The following is a 20094-nucleotide window of genomic DNA, read 5'->3' on the forward strand; positions in this document are numbered from 1 at the left end:
TCAAGCCTCCTCATCCGTTGTGGTTATCTCATCCAAATGGTCAAGATCATCCCGGCTGGAAATTACATGATCTACGAGACCATATTTTTGTGCCTCATTACCGGACATAAAAAAGTCGCGGTCCGTATCCTTTTGGACTCTCTTCAAATCTTTACTGGTATGAAACGCAAGGATTTTATTCAACGTATCCTTCATGCGCAGAATTTCCTTGGCCTGAATTGCAATATCAGAGGCCTGTCCCTGAGAGCCTCCTATGGGCTGATGAATCATGATTCTTGCATTGGGCAACGCGTAGCGTTTGCCTTTTGTGCCGGCGGCGAGTAACAAGGCTCCCATACTGGCAGCCTGGCCGATACATACGGTTGCAATATTCGATTTGATGTACTGCATGGTATCATATACGGCCAGACCCGATGTGACCACTCCGCCGGGGGAATTAATATAAAAATTTATGTCCTTTTCAGGATCCTCGGATTCAAGAAAGAGGAGTTGCGCAATCAGAAGGTTGGCAACATCATCACTTATAGGGGTACCCAGAAATATGATCCTGTCCTTGAGAAGTCTTGAATAGATGTCATAAGCCCGCTCCCCCCTGCTGCTCTGATCTATGACCATGGGTATTACTGGCACGAATAATCTCCTTATATGGTTGCTTTCTAAGTATCTGAATGTCTGTCTGTTCAATCCGGGATAACCGAATGAGCCGACATTCAGACACTTATTCAGGTTATCCTTTTTCTTCTACAATAGTGCTGTTTTCAATAATAAGACGGACGACCTGTTTTTCAAGCAAGGCATGTTTGAAATAGTTAAATTCCTCTTCATTCTGCTTATAATGATTTCTTAACTCAGCAGATGTTTTGTTAAGGGCCTGGGCCATCTCTTTTAAAGCATTTTCCACTTCTTCATCAGAGACAGTCATCTTTTCCTGTTCAATCAGCTTGTTCAGTATCAGGCGGCGTTTGGACTGCTTTACTGCGGTGTCACGGTATTTTGCAGAAAGCACTTCCTTTGTAAATCCCTGCTCTTCCATACTGGTATTCTGATAGGTCAGGGATCTGTCGATTTCCGAGATGATGCCTTCCAGTTCGTACTCGGTCATCACATCAGGCACTTCAAAGTCTGTCTTTTCGAGGAGTGCCTCAAAAATCTGTTCAGCCTGTTCCTGCTCAGTCCGCTTTTCATATCCCTGCTTGAGATCAGCAATGATCTCATCTTTCAGTTCATCCAGGGTTTGTTTGCCAAATCGTTTTGCCAATTCATCATTGACTTCAGGGAGAATTTCTTGTTTGATTTCTCTGAGTGACACCTGAAAGGCGATATCAAGATTTGCAAACTTGTCATTGGGATAGGATTCAGGGAAAGAAATGTTTATTTCCTTTGTCTCCCCGGAATTCATGCCGATGAGCTGGTCATCAAAATCTTTCAGAATCTGGTTCATGCCGACTTTCATCAGAAAATTTTCTGTTTTAGGAGTTTCTGCAAAGGGTTTTCCGTCTTTAAATCCCTCAAAATCAATAAGCGCCAAATCTCCTTCCCTGACAGCCCTGTCCTCTTCAAGCGGTTGCTGCTGTGCCATGGCTTTTCGAAGCCTCTCAAACTGCTCTTCCACGGCTTCGTCAGTTATCGTGTAAATATTTTTTTTGATGGTCAGTCCTTTGAAATCAATATCCCCGATTTCAGGTGACTGCTCAATCGTCACATCATATTTATAAGGTTGTTCAGGCTCCATCTCAGGAGGATCAATCAGGGGATTTCCTATGTATTTGAGATCATTTTCCCTGATTGCGGCTTCAAAGGATTCCTGAATCAGCTTGGAGGATATCTCAGCCGTCACAGTTTTCTTATACAGTCTTTCCAGAACGGAACGGGGGACTTTTCCAGGTCGAAACCCTTTTACTTTTGCTGTCTTACCGAGTTCTTTATAGGCATTATTCAGTTCACGGGTAACCTCCTCTTCGGGAATTTCAATATGCAGCACCTTTTTTACGGTACTCACTTCCTCTACACTAACTTGCATGACGTTCCTTTCTGGTATTTTTTTTAGTTGAGGCATTCTCTGCAGCGCCTCTGCAAGAAAGACAAACTCCCGATAAATTCGGTTCGTGTCTTCAGGTATTTTAATTGGTGCGAAAGGGGAGACTTGAACTCCCACTCCGTTGCCGGAACTGGATCCTAAGTCCAGCGCGTCTACCAATTCCGCCACTCTCGCATATCATTATGTTCTATATTACACACCGACAAACTAAAATTCAATAAGAATGAACTTTTTTTTAATATAAATGTTATCAAACATTAAAATCAAATGTAATATCAAATTATATTTGTGTCAAGAAAAATTGAAGGAAAGCACTTGATATGTCAATATTTTGCAAGCTGTATATATAAGAAATATTTTTTATAAATAGTAATGGTTACTATAAGTATCTATTTCAAAAGCATTTAAAAAATGAATATCTGTAATGCTTAAAAAATAAAGCGTGTTATCTCTGTTTTTAGAAAAACTGTGACAGCTTATTATTTTTCAGCATGAAAATACATTCTGAAAAAATCGGATTCTTTATTGGCATCCTTTACAAAAGCTGAAAAGTAGTTTACACTTTTTCCGGGCTGTAAAACAATTTGCGAAATTGTTTTACAGTGAAGCGTAAACTGTCAAATGAAAGATGCTTTTTTATTTTTATAATATGTTCATGCACGGGGGTGAAAAAATCCGATTTTTCATGACTGCTTATATGAAAGTTCGGAGTGCAAAAATTAAGCGAAGCGGTTTTTTGCAGAGACCTTCATGCCTCGTTGTGACCGGCAGGTCATGGCCGCTTATATGAAAGTGTCCGAAGTGACTAAAGTTAATAAAGTGACTGAAGTTAATAAAGTGACTGAAGTTAAAAGTTCTTTCATGTTTCGTCGTGAGCGGACCGTTCATGGCCGTTTATATTAATTTTTTGTTTTCAAAATAACATGTTGTGTGCTTCAGGGCCGCTTTGGGAAATATACAATCTGCTGAATATATGATCTCCCAGTCACAACAAGCCATGGCATTCGGGGCAATTGACAAATTGCAAATTACAACTCACAAATGTATGTTAAAAAAAATAATCTGCTTAAACACTGTCATATAAATATATTATACGATTTTTTCCAAAAAAATATCAGAAATAAACAATTTTTTTAAAATATAGTCTTGCATAAATAAAAAAAGTGTGTTAGACAAATTTTTTAATCGGGGCGTGGCGCAGCCTGGCAGCGCGTCTGCTTTGGGAGCAGAAAGTCGGAGGTTCAAATCCTCTCGCCCCGACCAATATCTATATAATTGTGTGTCAATTTTAAGCGCGAACGGGCAGTATCTTCATATAACAGCAATGATCAAAGCCCACAGCGAAACATAAACGTCTCAGCGTTTATATTAACACTTAACATCTGACACACGGCCATTTCTGAAAACATGGGATGCAAAGTGAAAGAGCCTCCTGCACGTTTAACAGAAATTTACAGAAAAGATTGCGGGGCATTGTAATTCCTCTGGCGTAGGAGAAGCAAGGCTCTGATTTCCCATCTGAAACCTCCCCCTGCCTGAAGAAGTTCTTTTCCCCAATTATTTTCTACAGTAATTCAACTGTTCAGACTATTTTTTATAGCCATGCCTCTGCGGTCACAACCAAATATAAAAGCCGGGGCAAATCACAAATTACAAATTACAAATCACAAATTACAAATCACAAATCACAAATCACAAATCACAAATTACAAATCACAAATTACAAATCACAAATCACAAATTACAAATTACAAATTACAAATTACAAATTACAAATTACAAATTACAAATTACAAATTACAAATTACAAATTACAAATTACAAATTATAAATTACAAATTACAAATTACAAATTACAAATTACAAATTACAAATCACAAATCACAAATTACAAATCACAAATCACAAATCACAAATTACAAATCACAAATCACAAATCACAAATCACAACTTTTTCAGAAGGAGAATACCAAATGTCTAAGATACTTTTGGTTGAAGATAATGAAATGAATCGGGATATGTTATCGCGGCGACTGAAGCGCAAAGGTTATGAAGTAATTATTGCCACAGACGGGGAACAGGGCGTGAGTATGGCAAAGTCAGATTTTCCTGAACTGATCCTGATGGATATGAGTTTGCCAATTTTGGATGGCTGGGAAGCCACACGGCAGCTCAAAACAGCGCCAGAAACTCAATCCATTCCGATTATCGCTCTTACTGCCCACGCCATGGCCGGGGACCGGGACAAGGCTATGGACGCAGGCTGTGACGACTATGATACCAAGCCGATTGAATTGCCCAGGCTCCTGGGTAAGATGAAAACCCTTTTGGAAAAATAAAAAAAATGATTAATGATTTTGTCACAGGAAAAGAACTGCCGGAAATCGGGGCAGAAGCAAACCGTCAGGCAGTTGAACGGTTTCTTGTAAATGAAAAAGGATTTGCCAAAGAAGATATTGAAGTGGATGCTGATATTGAGATGACTGTCGCGGGCCAACCCTATAAATCAAAAACAGACCTTGTGGTTTGTGTAAACAGCATACGGTTTATGGCAATCAAATGTGCGGCAGGGTCATTGGGATCCAGAGAAAGAGAAATTCTTGCCGCGTCCAGACTTCTTGACAAATACCAAATCCCTTTTTCTGTTGCTTCGGATGGCAACACCGCCATTGTGCTGGATACGGTTTCAGGAAAAAAAATTGGTAAGGGACTGGATGCAATTCCTTCCAGGCATGAAGCTGAGGAAAAATTAAAATCGCTGAACCTTGTTCCTTTCCCAAAAGAACGTCTTGAACGGGAACGTCTCATTTTTCGTTCATATGACAGCATGAATGTAAACCGCAGTGTGTCAGGTTAAGCGGATACAAAACATATCGTCTCCTGTTTGTGACGGATAAATGCAGAAACAAGGCATGCATTGTCTCTGCATTTATTGTTCAGATTTACCATTATAAACGCTCATGAAAAAACCGGTTTTTCCACCCCCGGTCATGAAAATATGTGGCGAAAGCAGCTATGTACAGGACAAAAAAAGATGAGCAACAAAGAAACCCGGCTTTTTCCGACGGGGGAAGGTGTCCCGTCCGGGAAAAAAAGCCGGGTTTCTTCCCGCACCGCAACTTTCTGTCCTGTACACAGCGAAAGCAGACAAAAAACCTGGCCTTTCAAAATGTATTTTCATGGTAAAAAAATGGAACACGATGAATTAAATTACAGATAATGCAAACACACAAAATTTTACATATGCGCTGAGGGGAACAGATAAAATGAGGTGTTGCCGAGTGATATAATAATCTGAGCCTAACTGATTTAAATAATATAATAACGTAAAATGGCGGCAAAGACTTGGCAGAAGAAGTTTTAAACACAGGATAATTCTATGGCTGAGTGCAAGCGCTTAATTTTTTTAAAATTTTTCCGGACCTGTTCTGTGACAGTTCTGCCGAAAAATTTGGGCCTTCCAAGGTAACCTCACAGTGAAACGGCTTCCTTTGCCAGCTTCACTGCTGACAGAAATATTCCCTCCATGCAGTTTTGCCATATTATATGCCAATACCAGACCGAGTCCTGTTCCTTCATATCTCCGGGAAAGTCCGCTATCCAATTGGAGGAACGGTCGGAACAGCCGCGCCATGTCTTCTTTGGCGATACCGATCCCTGTATCCCAAATCGTAAAATATATCACCTGCTTCTCTGAATCAGCTTTGGTTTCCAAGCCGATGGACCCCCCTTTCGGAGTAAACTTGACAGCATTGCTCAACAAATGCACAAGAATTTGTTTCACACGGCGTTCATCCGCCTGAATAACGACGGCATCACGGTCAACAGACGAAAAAATTTTCAAGTGTTTTTTTTCAGCGTTTTTTCTAATAAGTTCCAGACTTGCTGAACATATGCTCCCTGTGCTGACCGGAGTAATTTTCAGTTCCAACTCTCCTGCGCTGATCTGAGCAAAATTCAAAATATCATTGATCAGTTCAAGCAGATGACGACCGCTTTTTTCAATAGAAACAACAGCTTCTTGCTGTTCCTGGCTCAAAGTCCCCAGAAGACCGCTATTTAATGCGGATGAGAATCCCAAAATAGGATTCAGAGGCGTGCGAAGTTCATGGCTTATTGTTGAAAGAAAATCATCTTTCAGCCGAAGCGCCTTTGCCAGTTCCGCATTTGATATGCTCAGTTCGGCAGTGCGTTCCTGAACCCGGACTTCCAAATGATCATGCGCTTTCTGTAATGCTTCCTCTGCCCGTTTTCGCTCTATAACTTCCTGCTGAAGCAGAATGTTTTTTTCCTCAAGACACTTTTGTAGATTTCGCAGTGTCAGATGGGTCTGAACACGGGCCAGCACCTCTTCAGGCTGAAACGGTTTGGTAATATAATCCACGCCGCCCATGGAAAACGCTTTTACTTTGTCCGACATTTCATCCAAAGCGCTGAGAAAGATAATGGGAATCTTATGTGTTCTTTCATCTGCTTTCAATTGGTTGCAGACGTCATACCCGTTCATCTCAGGCATCCTGATGTCCAGCAGAATTATATCCGGGGGACTGGCTCCTGCGGCTTTGATTGCCATTGCTCCGTTAGTGACACTGCGCACTTTATATCCCTGTCCCTTTAGTATGTCAGACAGAAGATGCAGGATAGCTACTGTATCATCAACGATCAGAATATCAGATTTGGCCGGGTCAGACGGAGGGATATTCATTTGCTTTTCTCCTTTTTTTACCGTGAAAATACATTTTGAAAAGCCGGGTTTTTTATCTGAAAATATTTTCATAACCGGGGGGCAAAAAACCCGGCTTTTTTATGAGCGTTTATTTGGGTTACACTCGCCAAAGTCATCGCTTGTCAAGTTATGAAAGCTGTTCACTTCACTTCGAAACACTGTGAAAAATGGCTGGAAAAAATTGTCCGGAGGGGCAAACAGTGAGTTTGTCCTTCCGAAGCAGCAGACATCTCCTTAAAAAAATATATTCTTCTGAAATGAAAATCAGTCCGGGCCACTTTTTCATAAAAATATCAAAGTGTAAATACAAAAAGCTCTTTATAATTAACCATCTGTTATTATTTTATAAAATATTAAAAAAAAAGGATCGGGGAGAAGTTGTCCGAAATCACGCCCTCCCTCTGTCCCCTTAGTTCAAGGGGATTTTCCAACATTTTTGACCAGCTGACAACGGGTCCGATTAAACGCCTCGGGCGAAGACCTGTTTTAAGCAGATAACTATCTGAAATAAAAAACACTAATTATCATAAGCAACTGGTTTTCATTACGCTCAGATCGTTTATCCTTCTTGACACATAACTTAATTTTGATTAGACTATAAAATTTTTAAATAATGAGATTAATATATCATTGAAATTTTTAGACATGCTCAGTGAGCTTCAAAAGTTACGGAAATCATAAACATTGCAATCATCATTTAAAAACAAAACAACATCAGGCTGGTGGACAAAACCCGAAACCCCGAGCGACATATCCGAAACACCCAATCCGGAACCCGGAGATACCGCCATTAAAGCCGCAATTACCAAGGTTACTAATCCTGTATTTTTGGTAAATTTCAAAAAACGAATTGCAGCAGCCAGGGGCGGCAGAATCTCCGTGGGCGATCCCCGATCTTTAAATTGCCAATTACCGGAAGATGCCTATCCGTTATGCGCGTATGCGCCTCCGCTCCGCCCTGAAAACCTGGGGGACCCGCTCTTCAAAAAAACTTATGGTCTTCGGTATGCCTACATCGCAGGGGCCATGGCAAACGCCATCACATCCGTAAACATGGTTGAACAGATGGGAAAAGCGGGAATGATGGGTTTTTTTGGCGCGGCCGGCCTTTCCCTTAATGAGGTTGAGGCTGCCATTGTCAGACTACAGAACCTCGGGGGAATACAAGATTCTTTTACAGCAGGTCATCCGGAAAGATTTCCTTTTGGTTTTAATCTGATTCACAGCCCTAACGACCCTGAGCTTGAGGCATCGCTGGTTGATCTGTATCTGAGGCGGGGAATACGTGTGGTCAGCGCATCAGCCTATATGGACCTCACGCTTCCTCTTGTCCGTTTCCGTATTAAGGGAATCTGTCGTGACGAAAACGGCAGGGTTGTCTGTCCCAACAAAGTCGTTGCAAAAGTTTCAAGGATTGAAGTTGCCAGGAAATTTTTTTCTCCCCCGCCGGCAAAGCTTCTGACACAACTCATTGAAAAGCAGATGATTACAAGGGAAGAGGCCGCACTCGCAGAATTCGTGCCCATGGCCGAAGACCTGACGGCAGAAGCAGATTCCGGGGGGCATACAGATAACAGACCTGCAATTTCCCTTCTGCCCACCATCATTGCCGTGCGTAATGAACTGGCTGAAAAATACAAGTATGAAACCCCTCCTCGCGTGGGACTTGGCGGCGGGATATCCACACCGGAATCAACCGCGGCCGCTTTTGCCATGGGGGCAGCCTATGTGCTGACAGGGTCTGTGAATCATGCCTGCGTGGAAGCCGGTACGTCGGAAACTGTTCGCCAAATGCTTGCGGATGCCCGGCAGGCTGATCTTGTCATGGCTCCTGCCGCGGATATGTTTGAAATGGGCGTAAAAGTCCAGGTATTAAAACGCGGAACCATGTTCCCGTTCCGCGCGGCCAAATTATATGATTTATATTGCAATTACAGCAGTCTTGAAGATATCCCCGCAAATCAGCAAGCCATTCTGGAACGGGATTTTTTCCGATGCAGTCTTGAGGAAGAATGGGAACAGACAAAGTCCTTTTTCAACAAACAGGATCCCGGACAGATTATCCGGGCTGAAAAAGATCCCAAACATAAGATGGCCCTTGTTTTTCGCTCTTATCTCGGACAATCCTCAAAATGGGCCACTCACGGAGAACCTTCAAGAAAAATTGATTATCAGATATGGTGCGGTCCCGCGCTGGGCGCGTTTAACGAATGGGTAAAAGGAACATTTCTTGAAAAACCGGAGAACCGGAAAACCGTTACTATTGCAATGAATCTTCTTCTTGGCTCGGCCGTTGTCACTCGTGCAAACTGGCTTCGTAATCAAGGGGTTATGCTGCCGCCCGGAGCTGGCAAATTTTCTCCGGAAGCGCTTTCAAAAATATATGACTTGCTAGGCCAAGAATGATAGTGAGCAACATGGGGCAGTGACAGAAAAATAATCAGCAGATCAAAACGTTCCGGGATTCTCCCTGAGGAGGGAATCCCGGTTCGGATTTCTTAAGTCTTTTGATTCGCTGATTATTATTTTTTTGTGTCCTTTAAATTCAGAAATGCTGAAAATATGTTCACTATAAACTGGAAACCCAATAAAAACAGATGATAGAGATATGAAAGATCACATACCTGTAGCCATTATCGGAATGGCGTGTTTTTTTCCGAAATCTTCGGGGCTGAAAGAATACTGGCGATTACTTTTCCACGGAGAAGATGCGATCACCGACATTCCGGAAACCCACTGGTCCCCCGAAGATTATTTTGATGAAGACCCTAAAAAATCGGATCATGTTTACTGCAAAAGAGGCGGATTTCTTTCCGCGGTCTCTTTTGATCCGTCAGAGTTCGGCATTCCTCCGTCTTCTCTTGAGGCTACGGATACGTCCCAGCTTCTGGGGCTGGTTGCCGCAAAAATGGCGCTGGAAGATTCCGGGTACGGACAGGAACAAAATTTTGACCGGGACAAGGTCAGTGTCCTCCTCGGCGCGACCGGAACCCAGGAGCTTGTCATCCCCTTAGGCGCAAGGCTCGGACACCCCATATGGCGGAAAGCGATTGAGGATTCAGGTGTTTCTCCTGAAAAAACTGAGGAGATTATCACACGCATATCAGATTCGTATGTTTCATGGCAGGAAAACTCGTTTCCGGGTCTTTTGGGAAATGTTATTGCAGGAAGAATCTGTAACCGTCTGGACCTGGGCGGCACGAACTGCGCTGTGGATGCCGCGTGCGCCAGTTCCATGGGAGCAGTGCATTTTTCTCTTATGGAACTGGTATCTGGCAAATCTGATATGGTCGTCACCGGCGGCGTGGACGCGCTCAATGATATTTTCATGCATATGTGTTTCTCCAAAACCCTGATTCTTTCGCCCACAGGAGATGCCCGCCCCTTTTCAAAAGATGCGGATGGCACAGTACTCGGGGAAGGTATCGGGATGTTTGTTTTAAAACGTCTTGAAGACGCGGAAAAAGACGGTGACAAAATTTACGCGGTCATAAAGGCCATGGGAACGTCCAGTGACGGAAAATCCCAAAGCATCTACGCACCCAGCTCCGAGGGACAGCTTAAAGCCCTTCACGCTGTTTATAAGGACACGGATATCTCCTTTGACACGGTTGAACTGATCGAGGCCCATGGCACCGGAACCAAAGTCGGGGACAAAGTCGAGATTGACGCGCTGAAATCCCTCGCCGGTGAGCAGTTGTCATCAGATGCGGCGGATCATAGCCAAAAGCGGTGTGCAATCGGCTCTGTAAAATCCATGATCGGCCACACCAAGGCCGCGGCCGGCGCGGCAGGTCTCATTAAGGCTGCCCTTTCTCTTTATCACAAAGTCCTTCCCCCGACGCTGAAGGCAAATCAGTCTGATCCCAATCTGGGGTTGGAAGAAAGCCCTTTTTATTTAAACACGGACACCCGGCCCTGGTTTTCAAGAAAAGAGCATCCGAGACGTGCGGCGGTCAGTTCTTTTGGGTTCGGAGGCAGCAATTTTCATATGGTTCTTGAAGAACATGGAAAAGAGAAACCCACGGTCTCATGGGATGGTTCTGTTCCCAGGCCGCAAATAGAAAACGAAAAGCGCGGGGAATCGGACGGGTCTCCGGGTAAGATCGCATTTATTTTTCCAGGACAGGGAAGCCAGTATGTTAATATGGCGCGCGATCTGATTTGCACTTTTCCCGAAGCATTTGACGTTTTGGAAAAAGCAAATCATTCGAAATTCGAAATTCGAAATTCGAAATTCGAAACCACGCGTCTGAGCGATTTTATTTATCCTAATCCGGCTCATACAAAAAAAGAAAAGACCTTTCAGGAAGACACATTAAGAAGTACGGATGTCGCGCAACCTGCCATCGGCGTCATCAGCGCGGCCATGCTGAAAATTCTTGAGCGATTCGGGATTAAACCGGATGCCACATGCGGGCACAGCTACGGCGAACTCTCAGCCCTCTATGCCGCGGGTCGGATTGACATGGATACATTTCTCCATCTTTCTGTTGCCAGAGGCACGTTTATGGCCTCGGCCGCGGGCAAGGACAGCGGCACGATGCTGGCTGTGAAAGCCCCGCTGGATGCGCTTGATGAGATGATCAGAGACGCGGACCTTGATGTCATTCTTGCAAACAGAAACAGCCCCACTCAGGGGGTTCTGTCCGGCTCAGTCGAAGCAATTGAACAGGCCCAGAAGTTATGTAAGCAAAAAAAATTCAGAGGAATAAGGCTGGCCGTTGCTGCCGCTTTTCACAGCAAACTGGTAAAAGACGCGCAAAAGCCTTTTATGGAGACATTGCAAAAGGTCAGTATTGTTCCTTCGGATATCCCGGTTTTTTCCAATACCACGGGAGAAATCTATCCGTCCGATCCTGACAAAGCAAAGGAATTGTTAGGCGGACAAATCTTATGCCCTGTGAATTTTGTGAGCGAAATTGAGAATCTCTATGATTCGGGCGTCCGTACATTTTTGGAAGTGGGACCCAAATCTGTGCTGACCGGACTTGTAAAAGCCATTCTCAAAGGCCGTGATTTTCATGCCCTTTCTCTTGACAGTTCCTCAGGCAAGAAATTCGGAATCGCAGATCTTGCAGGAACCCTTTCCGAACTCGGATCCCTGGGCTATCCTGTTGATCCGGATCAGTGGGAACAGCCTGAGACAGCTAAGAAACAGCGCATGAGCATTCCCATTTCAGGAGCAAATTACCGGGCTGAATCAAAACCAAAGCTGCCCGGACCTCAGGGACCGGACAGTTCAGGCAGCTCGGGTCACTCAGATAACGGCCCGAACAGCCCTGTCACTTCAGGCGGCTCAGATAACAGTTCAGATGGTTCAAAGCAAAATACGATGAATGGCCGGCAAACCCGGGCCTTGCCTGAGAAAAAAATACCGGAAAGCGCAACCACGGCGTTCAATAATAAACAGGAAGCCAGTCCCCGGTCTCCGGTCTCCGGTCTCCGCACTCCGTCTTCTGAAAGAAGTCTTGTCGAGAACAGAAAAAATATGGATAAAAATAACCAGAAACAATTTCTCACGAATCCGAATCAGCCCTCTGATGACCATCATCACGGCCGCATCCGGGCATGCGTAGTCACAGATGCTCTGAAAGCCGTACAAGAAGGCATGAAGTCCATGCAGACACTCCAGATGCACACAGCGGAAACCCATAAAAAATTTCTGGAGACGCAGACCGAGGCCAGCCGCACCCTTCAGATGATGATGGAAAATACCCGGCATTTGGCTGAAGTTTCCATGGGGTTTCAGCCTTCAGCCTTCAGTTCTCACCCCTCGGCCCCCGACCCCCGGCCCCCGGCCCGAGTTGTGGAAGAAAAAGTACAAACCGGAGATAATTTTCAATCTGCTGAAACTCCGCCTGCCCCGGTTATTCCGGTTAAAACAGCAGCGGTTTCTGTTGAGAAGCCAAAGGCAGCTCCGGTTAAAACAGCAGCGATTTCTGTTGAGAAGCCAAAGACAGCTCCGGTTAAAACAGCAGAGGCTTCTGTTGAGAAGCCAAAGGCAGCTCCGGTTAAACAAGAAGAAGTTCGGCCATCAGGAAATGGTCGGAAAAAAATCGAAACCGCAATGCTGGACGTTGTGAGCCAACTGACCGGATATCCCGTGGAAATGCTCTCCTTTGATATGGATATTGAGGCGGATCTGGGCATTGATTCCATCAAACGCGTGGAAATCCTTTCCACGATTGAGGAAAAAATGCCGGGCCTGCCCTCTGTCTCACCTGAAATCATGGGAACCCTCAAAACCCTCGGCCAAATCGCCGAATACCTCGCCGGAAACTCGGAACTCGAAACTCGAAACTTGAAACTGGAAACTGGAAACTCGAAACTGGAAACTCGAAACTCGGAACTCGGAACTCGGAACTCGGAACTCGGAACCGGTGGGAACCGAAAAGAAATAGAGAGTATGATGCTGGAGGTGGTCAGCCAACTGACCGGATACCCCGTGGAAATGCTCTCCTTTGATATGGATATTGAGGCGGATCTGGGCATTGATTCCATCAAACGCGTGGAAATCCTTTCCACAGTTGAGGAAAAAATGCCGGGCCTTCCTTCTGTCTCGCCCGAAATCATGGGAACCCTCAAAACCCTCGGGCAGATCGCCGAATACCTCGCCGGAAATTCGAAACTCGAAACTCGAAACTCGAAACTTGAAACTCGAAACTCGAAACTTGAAACTCGGACTTCGGAAGCAGGTTCGGCATCGTCCGGTAACGGGCGGAAAGAAATAGAGAGTATGATGCTGGAGGTGGTCAGCCAACTGACCGGATATCCCGTGGAAATGCTGTCCTTTGATATGGATATCGAGGCGGATCTGGGGATTGATTCCATCAAACGGGTGGAAATCCTTTCCACAGTTGAGGAAAAAATGCCGGGCCTTCCTTCTGTCTCGCCTGAAATCATGGGAACTCTCAAAACCCTCGGACAAATCGCCGAATACCTCGCCGGAAACTCGAAACTCGAAACTCGAAACTCGAAACTCGAAACTCGAAACTCGAAACTCGAAACTGGAAACTCGAAACTGGAAACTGGAAACTCGAAACTGGAAACTGAAAACTCGGAATCAGAACTCGGAACCAGAGGCAGTGTTGAAAGAAATGTCATATCTGTTGTTGAAAAACCGCTTGAAATGGGCACTCAGATTTCTGTGCTGCATGACAGAAAAATTCTGGTCACAGATGACGGAACAGGTCTCGGAGATGCCATTGTCAATGAGTTGAGAACGCTTCAGATGGACGCGTTTCTTGTCTCTGCTGACGCATTAAAGCACAGGCAGGATTTGCCGCCCGCGGGCGGTCTTGTCATTCTTTCCGGCCAGGATCATCAGGATGATCTGTTTTTGAAAGATGCTTTTGCGCTGACGCATCATGTCGGGCCGGACCTTATTGACGCGGCCAAAAACAGCGGCGCGATATTTGCCACCTTAACCCGTCTGGACGGTGCATTCGGATTTAAAGGCAAGGGGGTCATGAATCCTTTGGCAGGCGGACTTTCCGGGCTTGCCAAAACCGCTTCCCTTGAATGGGAAAATGTCTGCTGCCATGCCATAGATATTTCTCCCGACTGGGCTGAAAACAACACGATTGCAAAGGCGGTTGTGGCTGAACTTTTCACCCCGGGTCCTGTTGAAATCGGACTGGAACCAGGATCACGAGTTGTTTTTGAGCTTGAATCTTCGCCATATCCCCGGGGAGAAATAAATCTCAGTCCCGGAGATGTTGTTGTGACCACCGGCGGTGCAAGAGGGGTGACGGCTGCTGCTGTCCGGGTTCTGGCGGACCATGTAAAGCCGACCCTTGTGCTTATCGGACGTTCACCGCATCCGTCTCCTGAACCATCATGGCTTGCGGGGTTGGAAAATGAGGCGGCTGTCAAGAAGGCAATTTTGGAGAATGAATTCGCCGGAAATCCGCCATCGCCAATGCAGTTGGAAAAAGCATTTAAAGCATTGATGGCAAATCGGGAAATTTTGAAAAATCTGGAGGAACTTCGTTCCACAGGCTCGACCGTGCTGTATTATTCGGGTGATGTCCGGGATGCTGACAGAATAAAAGCGATTCTTGATGATGTCCGTTCCGCTTACGGGCCTGTCAGATGCCTGATTCACGGTGCTGGCACACTGGAGGATCGTCTGATTATTGACAAAACCCCGGACCAGTTTGAAAGGGTTTTTGATACCAAAGTCAAAGGACTCAATGTGCTTCTTGAAGCCACCCGGCAGGATGATCTCAGATACATTGTGCTTTTTTCCTCTGTGAGCGCTCGCGTGGGAAACAAGGGACAGGCAGATTATGCCATGGCCAATGAGGTGCTGAATAAAACCGCCCAGCAGGAATGCGTAATGCGAGAGGATTGCAGAGTCATCTCCATCAACTGGGGCCCTTGGGACGGGGGCATGGTCTCTCCTGCTTTGAAACGGGAATTTGAACGAAACGGAATCAAACTGATTCCCACAGATGCCGGGGCTGAATGTATGCTGCATGAGATGATGGGAGATAAAAACTGCCCCGTGGAAGTTGTGATCGGCGCAAGCTTAAAGACAGAGGGAAACGGAAACGGAAACGGAAGCAAAGAGAAACTCTCCCTCAAGTTCAAACGGGAAATAGATGTGAATCGTTATCCGATTCTTGAGTCCCATATCCTGGACGGAAAACCTGTGGTGCCGTTTGCGCTCATGACAGAATGGCTGGGTCATAGCGCGCTTCATGAAAATCCAGGACTTTTCCTCCACGGTCTTGATGACATCCGGCTTTTAAGCGGAATCAAACTGAATGAGGAAAAAAGGCTGATCCGTCTTCTGGCAGGCAAGGCCAGAAAAAACGGGTCTGTGTTTGAAGTTGATGTTGAAATCAGGGACGGCGTAAAAAATGGTAAGGAAGTGATTCACTCCAGGGCAAAAGCCATTCTCACCGACACACTGTCCCAGCCGCCTTTGTTCAATGCCTCAGTCGAGACGGCTGCAAAAGTATATTCCAGAAGCATTGACGAGGTTTATGAAAAAATCCTTTTTCACGGACTTGAACTCCGGGGAATTAGGGAAATCATCAGTTGTTCCTCCCGGGGAATGGTGGCGCAGATTTCTTCGGCTCCTTCTCCTGAAAAATGGATGGCGGATCCGCTGAGAAGAAGATGGATCGGTGATCCTCTTGTTCTTGATTCAGCATTTCAGATGGCCATCATATGGTGTTTTGAAGAAAAAGGTGTGGTTTCGCTGCCCAGTTACAGCGCATCGTATCGCCAGTATCGGAATCGCTTTCCCTCCGAGGGGGTTACCGCGGTGCTGGAAGTGACAGAGGTGACGGATCATAAAATGAAGGGGGATTTTACCTTCTTAGATTCTGATAACAAGGTCGTTGCAAGGCTGACCGGTTATGAGGCCATTATAGATATTTCGCTTTTAAAGGCGTTTAAGTCCCGGGAGTACGTTGCCCGCGTTTAAATACCCGGACAAAACCTTTCCAGCGTTTTTTTCCGGAGTGCGAAAATTTTATTTTCGCAAGCTTGATTTCCGGAGTTATGTAGTTGCCTAATAGTTGCGTAGGTTGGGTTTGGCCCGCAATCTGCATGGATGGGTGATAAGCAGGGATTTCAGATCAGAGGTATGAAAAAATCCTTGTTTATCACTCATCCGTGCAGATCAGATGCAGAAAATGCCGGGTTTCGTTCCTCAATCCAACCGACATGACCAGATGACTGGTTTGGATATCCCGCGGGAGTGAGAACATTCTTTCGCATGGTCAGATTGATAAATCCGAACCATTCGCCGCTGTCGGATTTCCCAATCCAAGAGGAGCAAAAAGTCCCTCCTGCATTCCCGCACAATGTGTGAAAACAAGACACCATCCGGATTTTTCAATCCAACGTGAAAATAATAAAATCATATAATTTTAAAGTGTTGTGGTTATCACCTGAAAATTCTCCAGTTTTTTTTGTCACATTTCCGGAATATGACACGACAAATATAAGTGAAGCGTGAAAATCAGCAGATCGAAAAGTTTTCGGACTGTGCGCGGTGCGGCAAAGAAACCCGGCTTTTTTTCCGGGACGGGGCGCTCTCCCCCGCGGGAAAAAGCCGGGTTTCTCCCCTGTCTCGCCGTGTCCGCCCCGTGACAGCCCGAAAACTTTTCGATCTGCTGAACGTATCTGATCCTGACAACTCAGGTGATGAACTTCGTCAAACAGAAAAAGGAGGGAGAAGATGAACAAGAAATTACATGATCGTATGGAAGTTATGCAGGGAGATATAACAAAGCCTGACGTTGACGCCATCGTGAATGCGGCGAACAATTCGCTGCTGGGAGGAGGCGGTGTGGACGGGGCAATTCACAGCGCCGCAGGACCGGAGCTTCTCGCTGAATGCCGCACCATCGGAGGATGTCCCACTGGCGAGGCGAGAATAACCAAAGGCTATCGCCTGCCTGCCCAGTATATCATTCACACTGTGGGACCGGTCTGTAGCGGAAAGCCCCGGGACAGCAAGCTGCTGACTTCGTGCTGTCAAAACAGCCTTCAGCTTGCTGTTGAAAACAATGTTTCGACCATTGCATTTCCGGCTGTCAGTTGCGGTGTTTACGGCTATCCCATAAAAGACGCGTGCAAAATTGCCGTGGATACCGCCGCCGCGTTTCTCAAAGAGAACCTGTCTGTGAAAAAGGTCATATTTATCCAATTCTCATCTGAAAACTATGATGTTTACATGGATTATCTTAACTCACTGTAAAAAACAGAAGTGTCAGGTGTCAGGCGTTAGAAAATTTGTAAAAATTCACCGTCTGTTTAAACTCCCAACGCATTCTCGTTTATTTGAAAAACAACAAATCCGAGCGAGCTGATCCTGAATTTTCCAATCTGACAGGAACAGCCTCAGAAGACTGTTTCTGATCAGCGTTTTTTTTATCTGTCATCTGCCATGCCTGGAGAATCAGTTCCGCATTCGGAGGGATATCCTTCAGATATTTGTATTGAAGGAAAATGAGACCCCCGAAAATGAGTATCATTATGACTGAAAAAAGAACGAATTCCATAATAGCCCTGCCTTTGCCTGAAAATTTGGTAAGCTGAACATCCTGCATTCACGGGATATCAACTACCTGAAAAGTTAGGTTCCGGGCTGGCTTTCAGATCTGCAACCATCTGAAATCACCCACAACCACAAAATTCTTTAACACTCAAAATAATTAAATAAAAAAAATGTTAATTCTTGATTAGTTACCGGTTAGAATTTGATGAAATTTTGAAACGCCTTAGTCTGTCTGTTTTTTATCATTAGCCACAAAGACACGAAGACATGAAGCCGACACAAATAAACTTCGTGAGCCTCCGTGCCTTTGTGTCTTCGTGGCAAAAAAATTGAACTGTCATAAGAGACAATCATCATATCTCCCTGTCACTGCCCCGTCTCCCCGTCTCCCCGCTGCAAAATAATCAGCCACAAAGACACGAAGACAGAAAGCTGACACAAATAAACTTCGTGAGCCTCCGTGCCTTTGTGTCTTCGTGGCAAAAAAACTGAACTGTGTCTGTCCCCTTTCCGGCTTCCCGGGCCGCGTTCGGAATTGCTTTTCGGATACGCTCTAACAAAAATGATCAGTAAATTCAGCCAGCAGGAAAAAAATGATCATCGAGTATAGGTTGTTAATTCGCTAAAACCATTTTTTTGAGTTTTAAAATAGTGAAAAAAATTTTGGCCGGGTAGTTATGAATTCATCGAAATTGACTTATTGTGAAAATCAGGTTGCTCTGACCGGGTAACTGTGATATAAATGTGATAAATTTTTAGAAAGCCGGCATTGAAATAATTTTTTAGTGAGGTTCCGTCTGCTCCGTCTGCGTTGATAACGCTTAGTTTTTTTAATTTTTTACAGAAGGAGGTGTGCGGACTTTTTTCAACGTCATAAAATGAAGAGAAAGTTGAATGACTATATCTGACAGCACTTACAGCAACGATATGAGTATTGATGAACGGGTAATGATGGGTAGCTGAACACTTTAAAAAGGAAGCTTCTGCTGTTTTAAAGAATTATGAGCTTACGTTTCCTCAATATAACATGCTCAGGGTTTTAGATACTTCAAAAGACGGTCAGAGTACCATGAAGAATATAAACAGGACTGGATTTGAAACACTGCCACCAAGGCTGTCTTGCGGCGGGTGAGGTAAAAAAAGTCTGATTCTGACGGATTTTGCTGACAGGCGGGCCAGAATGACAGCAGACTGTGCCGCCGGCAGTCCGAAAAGTACAGGGAAAACAGATCAGCAAAATCCGTCAGAATCAGAAAAAAATGTTATTCAGAAACGGTCCTCAGTATCCGAATCAGTTCCTATTGACCGGTCTTTTCGTCGCCGTCCACATCCGACTCTGCACAGATTTCGCCAGCATCCGTTCCGATGAGCGTCCGCATGACTCGGATCGCATCCCGGAGATCAATGATACCATTTTCATCAACGTCGCCCTCAAGGCAGCCTTCCACAATGATTCCGGCAAAAGAATCCGCCGCATCTTCATTGGTCTCATCCGTGTTCCGAGTGATGTCGCTGACACCGTCGCCGTCAGTGTCATAGGACACGGTTTCTCGGATACGGACTGACTCACCAGCGGATGTTTCGGGTCTCACTTTCAGGTCAAAGGAGATTTCCGCTGTCTCGCCCGCTCCGATGTCACCGGTCCACCTGATCTGCATCAGATCGCTGTCATGCAATGGATTGGAAGCTTTTTCGGAAATCCTGAGAACCGACCGGATCACAGCCTCCGCAGTCTCCGCGACATATTCAGTGTTCGCAGGAATGGGAAGTGTATAGGTCACGCCCGCTGCATCCCGGTCTCCGGTGTTGGAAATGCTCACAACATAGCGGAGGCTTCCTCCGGGCGGAATGGTTCCGCCTGCCCCGGTGCTGGTTTCGGCGGATGCCCGCAGCTCCGGCCCCGTGGTCACGTTCAGTGCGAAGCCTGTCTCCGTGGTTGTGTCCCCGTCGCTCACGGACACGGTGATATTTGCCGTGCCAGATATGCCCGTGAACGCTGTTTTTGTGAATTTTCAGATAAAAATCCGATATCATACCAATTCACTATTGAAATCAAGTATTGAAAAAGTACAATTATCCGCAACAGAACAAAATAAAGCTTTTGTATAGTATGATTTCAAAACTCAAACGGTATCAGACCTGCGAGGTTTCCGAAACCTCGCAGGTCTTCGGATACCGAAAAACTTTTGTCCGGGTACTTACATTAAACTTGGCATTGTCAGCAAATGGAAATTCTGCCGGACGGGGTTTGCAACCCCGTCCGAAAGGATGCCCCTAAGAGCGCACTGTCCGGCAAAGGGCTGAAAA

At 45.4% G+C, this 20094-nt stretch carries 10 protein-coding genes and 2 tRNA genes; 6 read left to right on the top strand and 6 right to left on the bottom strand.

Translation table 11 applies throughout. The features are described from left to right. The 3 genes from clpP to dnm_RS12670 form a co-directional block, all read right to left on the bottom strand. Complete coding sequence (gene clpP / locus dnm_RS12660; RefSeq protein WP_276571882.1) at window positions 1–630, bottom strand: ATP-dependent Clp endopeptidase proteolytic subunit ClpP; 630 nt, start codon at window positions 628–630, stop codon at window positions 1–3. 97 nt (window positions 631–727) lie between these two features. Further along, entirely contained in the window at window positions 728–2020 is a 1293-nt protein-coding gene (tig, locus tag dnm_RS12665) for a trigger factor (RefSeq protein ID WP_207683007.1), read from the bottom strand. A gap of 105 nt (window positions 2021–2125) precedes the next feature. Then, window positions 2126–2212 (bottom strand) — tRNA-Leu (locus tag dnm_RS12670). 1012 nt (window positions 2213–3224) lie between these two features. Between dnm_RS12670 and dnm_RS12675 the strand changes: the two genes are divergently transcribed. The 3 genes from dnm_RS12675 to dnm_RS12685 all read left to right on the top strand — a co-directional run bounded on the left by dnm_RS12675 (window position 3225) and on the right by dnm_RS12685 (window position 4895). Further along, window positions 3225–3301: transfer RNA gene (locus dnm_RS12675), tRNA-Pro, on the top strand. Window positions 3302–4011: 710 nt separating this feature from the next. Beyond that, complete coding sequence (locus dnm_RS12680; RefSeq protein WP_207683008.1) at window positions 4012–4377, top strand: response regulator; 366 nt, start codon at window positions 4012–4014, stop codon at window positions 4375–4377. A gap of 5 nt (window positions 4378–4382) precedes the next feature. Further along, entirely contained in the window at window positions 4383–4895 is a 513-nt protein-coding gene (locus tag dnm_RS12685) for a type I restriction enzyme HsdR N-terminal domain-containing protein (protein WP_246556304.1), read from the top strand. A gap of 549 nt (window positions 4896–5444) precedes the next feature. On the opposite strand, the gene dnm_RS12690 is transcribed toward dnm_RS12685, so the two are convergent. Continuing rightward, a complete protein-coding gene (locus tag dnm_RS12690; protein ID WP_207683009.1) occupies window positions 5445–6743 on the bottom strand; it encodes an ATP-binding response regulator in 1299 nt (432 codons plus the stop codon). Between the two features lie 705 nt (window positions 6744–7448). Between dnm_RS12690 and dnm_RS12695 the strand changes: the two genes are divergently transcribed. From dnm_RS12695 to dnm_RS12705, 3 genes are all read left to right on the top strand, one after another. Further along, window positions 7449–9170 (top strand): PfaD family polyunsaturated fatty acid/polyketide biosynthesis protein, encoded by a 1722-nt coding sequence (locus tag dnm_RS12695; protein WP_246556305.1) that lies wholly within the window; start codon window positions 7449–7451, stop codon window positions 9168–9170. A gap of 202 nt (window positions 9171–9372) precedes the next feature. Then, a complete protein-coding gene (locus dnm_RS12700; protein ID WP_207683010.1) occupies window positions 9373–16206 on the top strand; it encodes a type I polyketide synthase in 6834 nt (2277 codons plus the stop codon). Window positions 16207–16965: 759 nt separating this feature from the next. Then, window positions 16966–17487: an O-acetyl-ADP-ribose deacetylase gene (locus dnm_RS12705; protein WP_207683011.1), complete on the top strand. Its 522-nt coding sequence runs from the start codon at window positions 16966–16968 to the stop codon at window positions 17485–17487. 79 nt (window positions 17488–17566) lie between these two features. Here the strand turns inward: dnm_RS12705 and dnm_RS12710 are convergent, their stop codons facing one another. Both dnm_RS12710 and dnm_RS12715 read right to left on the bottom strand, forming a co-directional pair. After that, entirely contained in the window at window positions 17567–17791 is a 225-nt protein-coding gene (locus dnm_RS12710; RefSeq protein ID WP_207683012.1) for a hypothetical protein, read from the bottom strand. A 1294-nt stretch (window positions 17792–19085) separates the two neighbouring features. Next, entirely contained in the window at window positions 19086–19748 is a 663-nt protein-coding gene (locus dnm_RS12715) for a DUF11 domain-containing protein (RefSeq protein WP_207683013.1), read from the bottom strand. Between the last annotated feature and the right edge of the window lie 346 nt (window positions 19749–20094).

This window comes from Desulfonema magnum (assembly GCF_017377395.1).
Classification (GTDB): domain Bacteria; phylum Desulfobacterota; class Desulfobacteria; order Desulfobacterales; family 4be13; genus Desulfonema_C; species Desulfonema_C magnum.

Coding starts and splice junctions, on each gene's coding strand:
- tig (WP_207683007.1), bottom strand. CDS start 2,020: ATGCAAGTTAGTGTAGAGGAAGTGAGTACCGTAAAAAAGGTGCTGCAT.
- dnm_RS12680 (WP_207683008.1), top strand. CDS start 4,012: ATGTCTAAGATACTTTTGGTTGAAGATAATGAAATGAATCGGGATATG.
- dnm_RS12685 (WP_246556304.1), top strand. CDS start 4,383: ATGATTAATGATTTTGTCACAGGAAAAGAACTGCCGGAAATCGGGGCA.
- dnm_RS12690 (WP_207683009.1), bottom strand. CDS start 6,743: ATGAATATCCCTCCGTCTGACCCGGCCAAATCTGATATTCTGATCGTT.
- dnm_RS12700 (WP_207683010.1), top strand. CDS start 9,373: ATGAAAGATCACATACCTGTAGCCATTATCGGAATGGCGTGTTTTTTT.
- dnm_RS12705 (WP_207683011.1), top strand. CDS start 16,966: ATGAACAAGAAATTACATGATCGTATGGAAGTTATGCAGGGAGATATA.
- dnm_RS12710 (WP_207683012.1), bottom strand. CDS start 17,791: ATGGAATTCGTTCTTTTTTCAGTCATAATGATACTCATTTTCGGGGGT.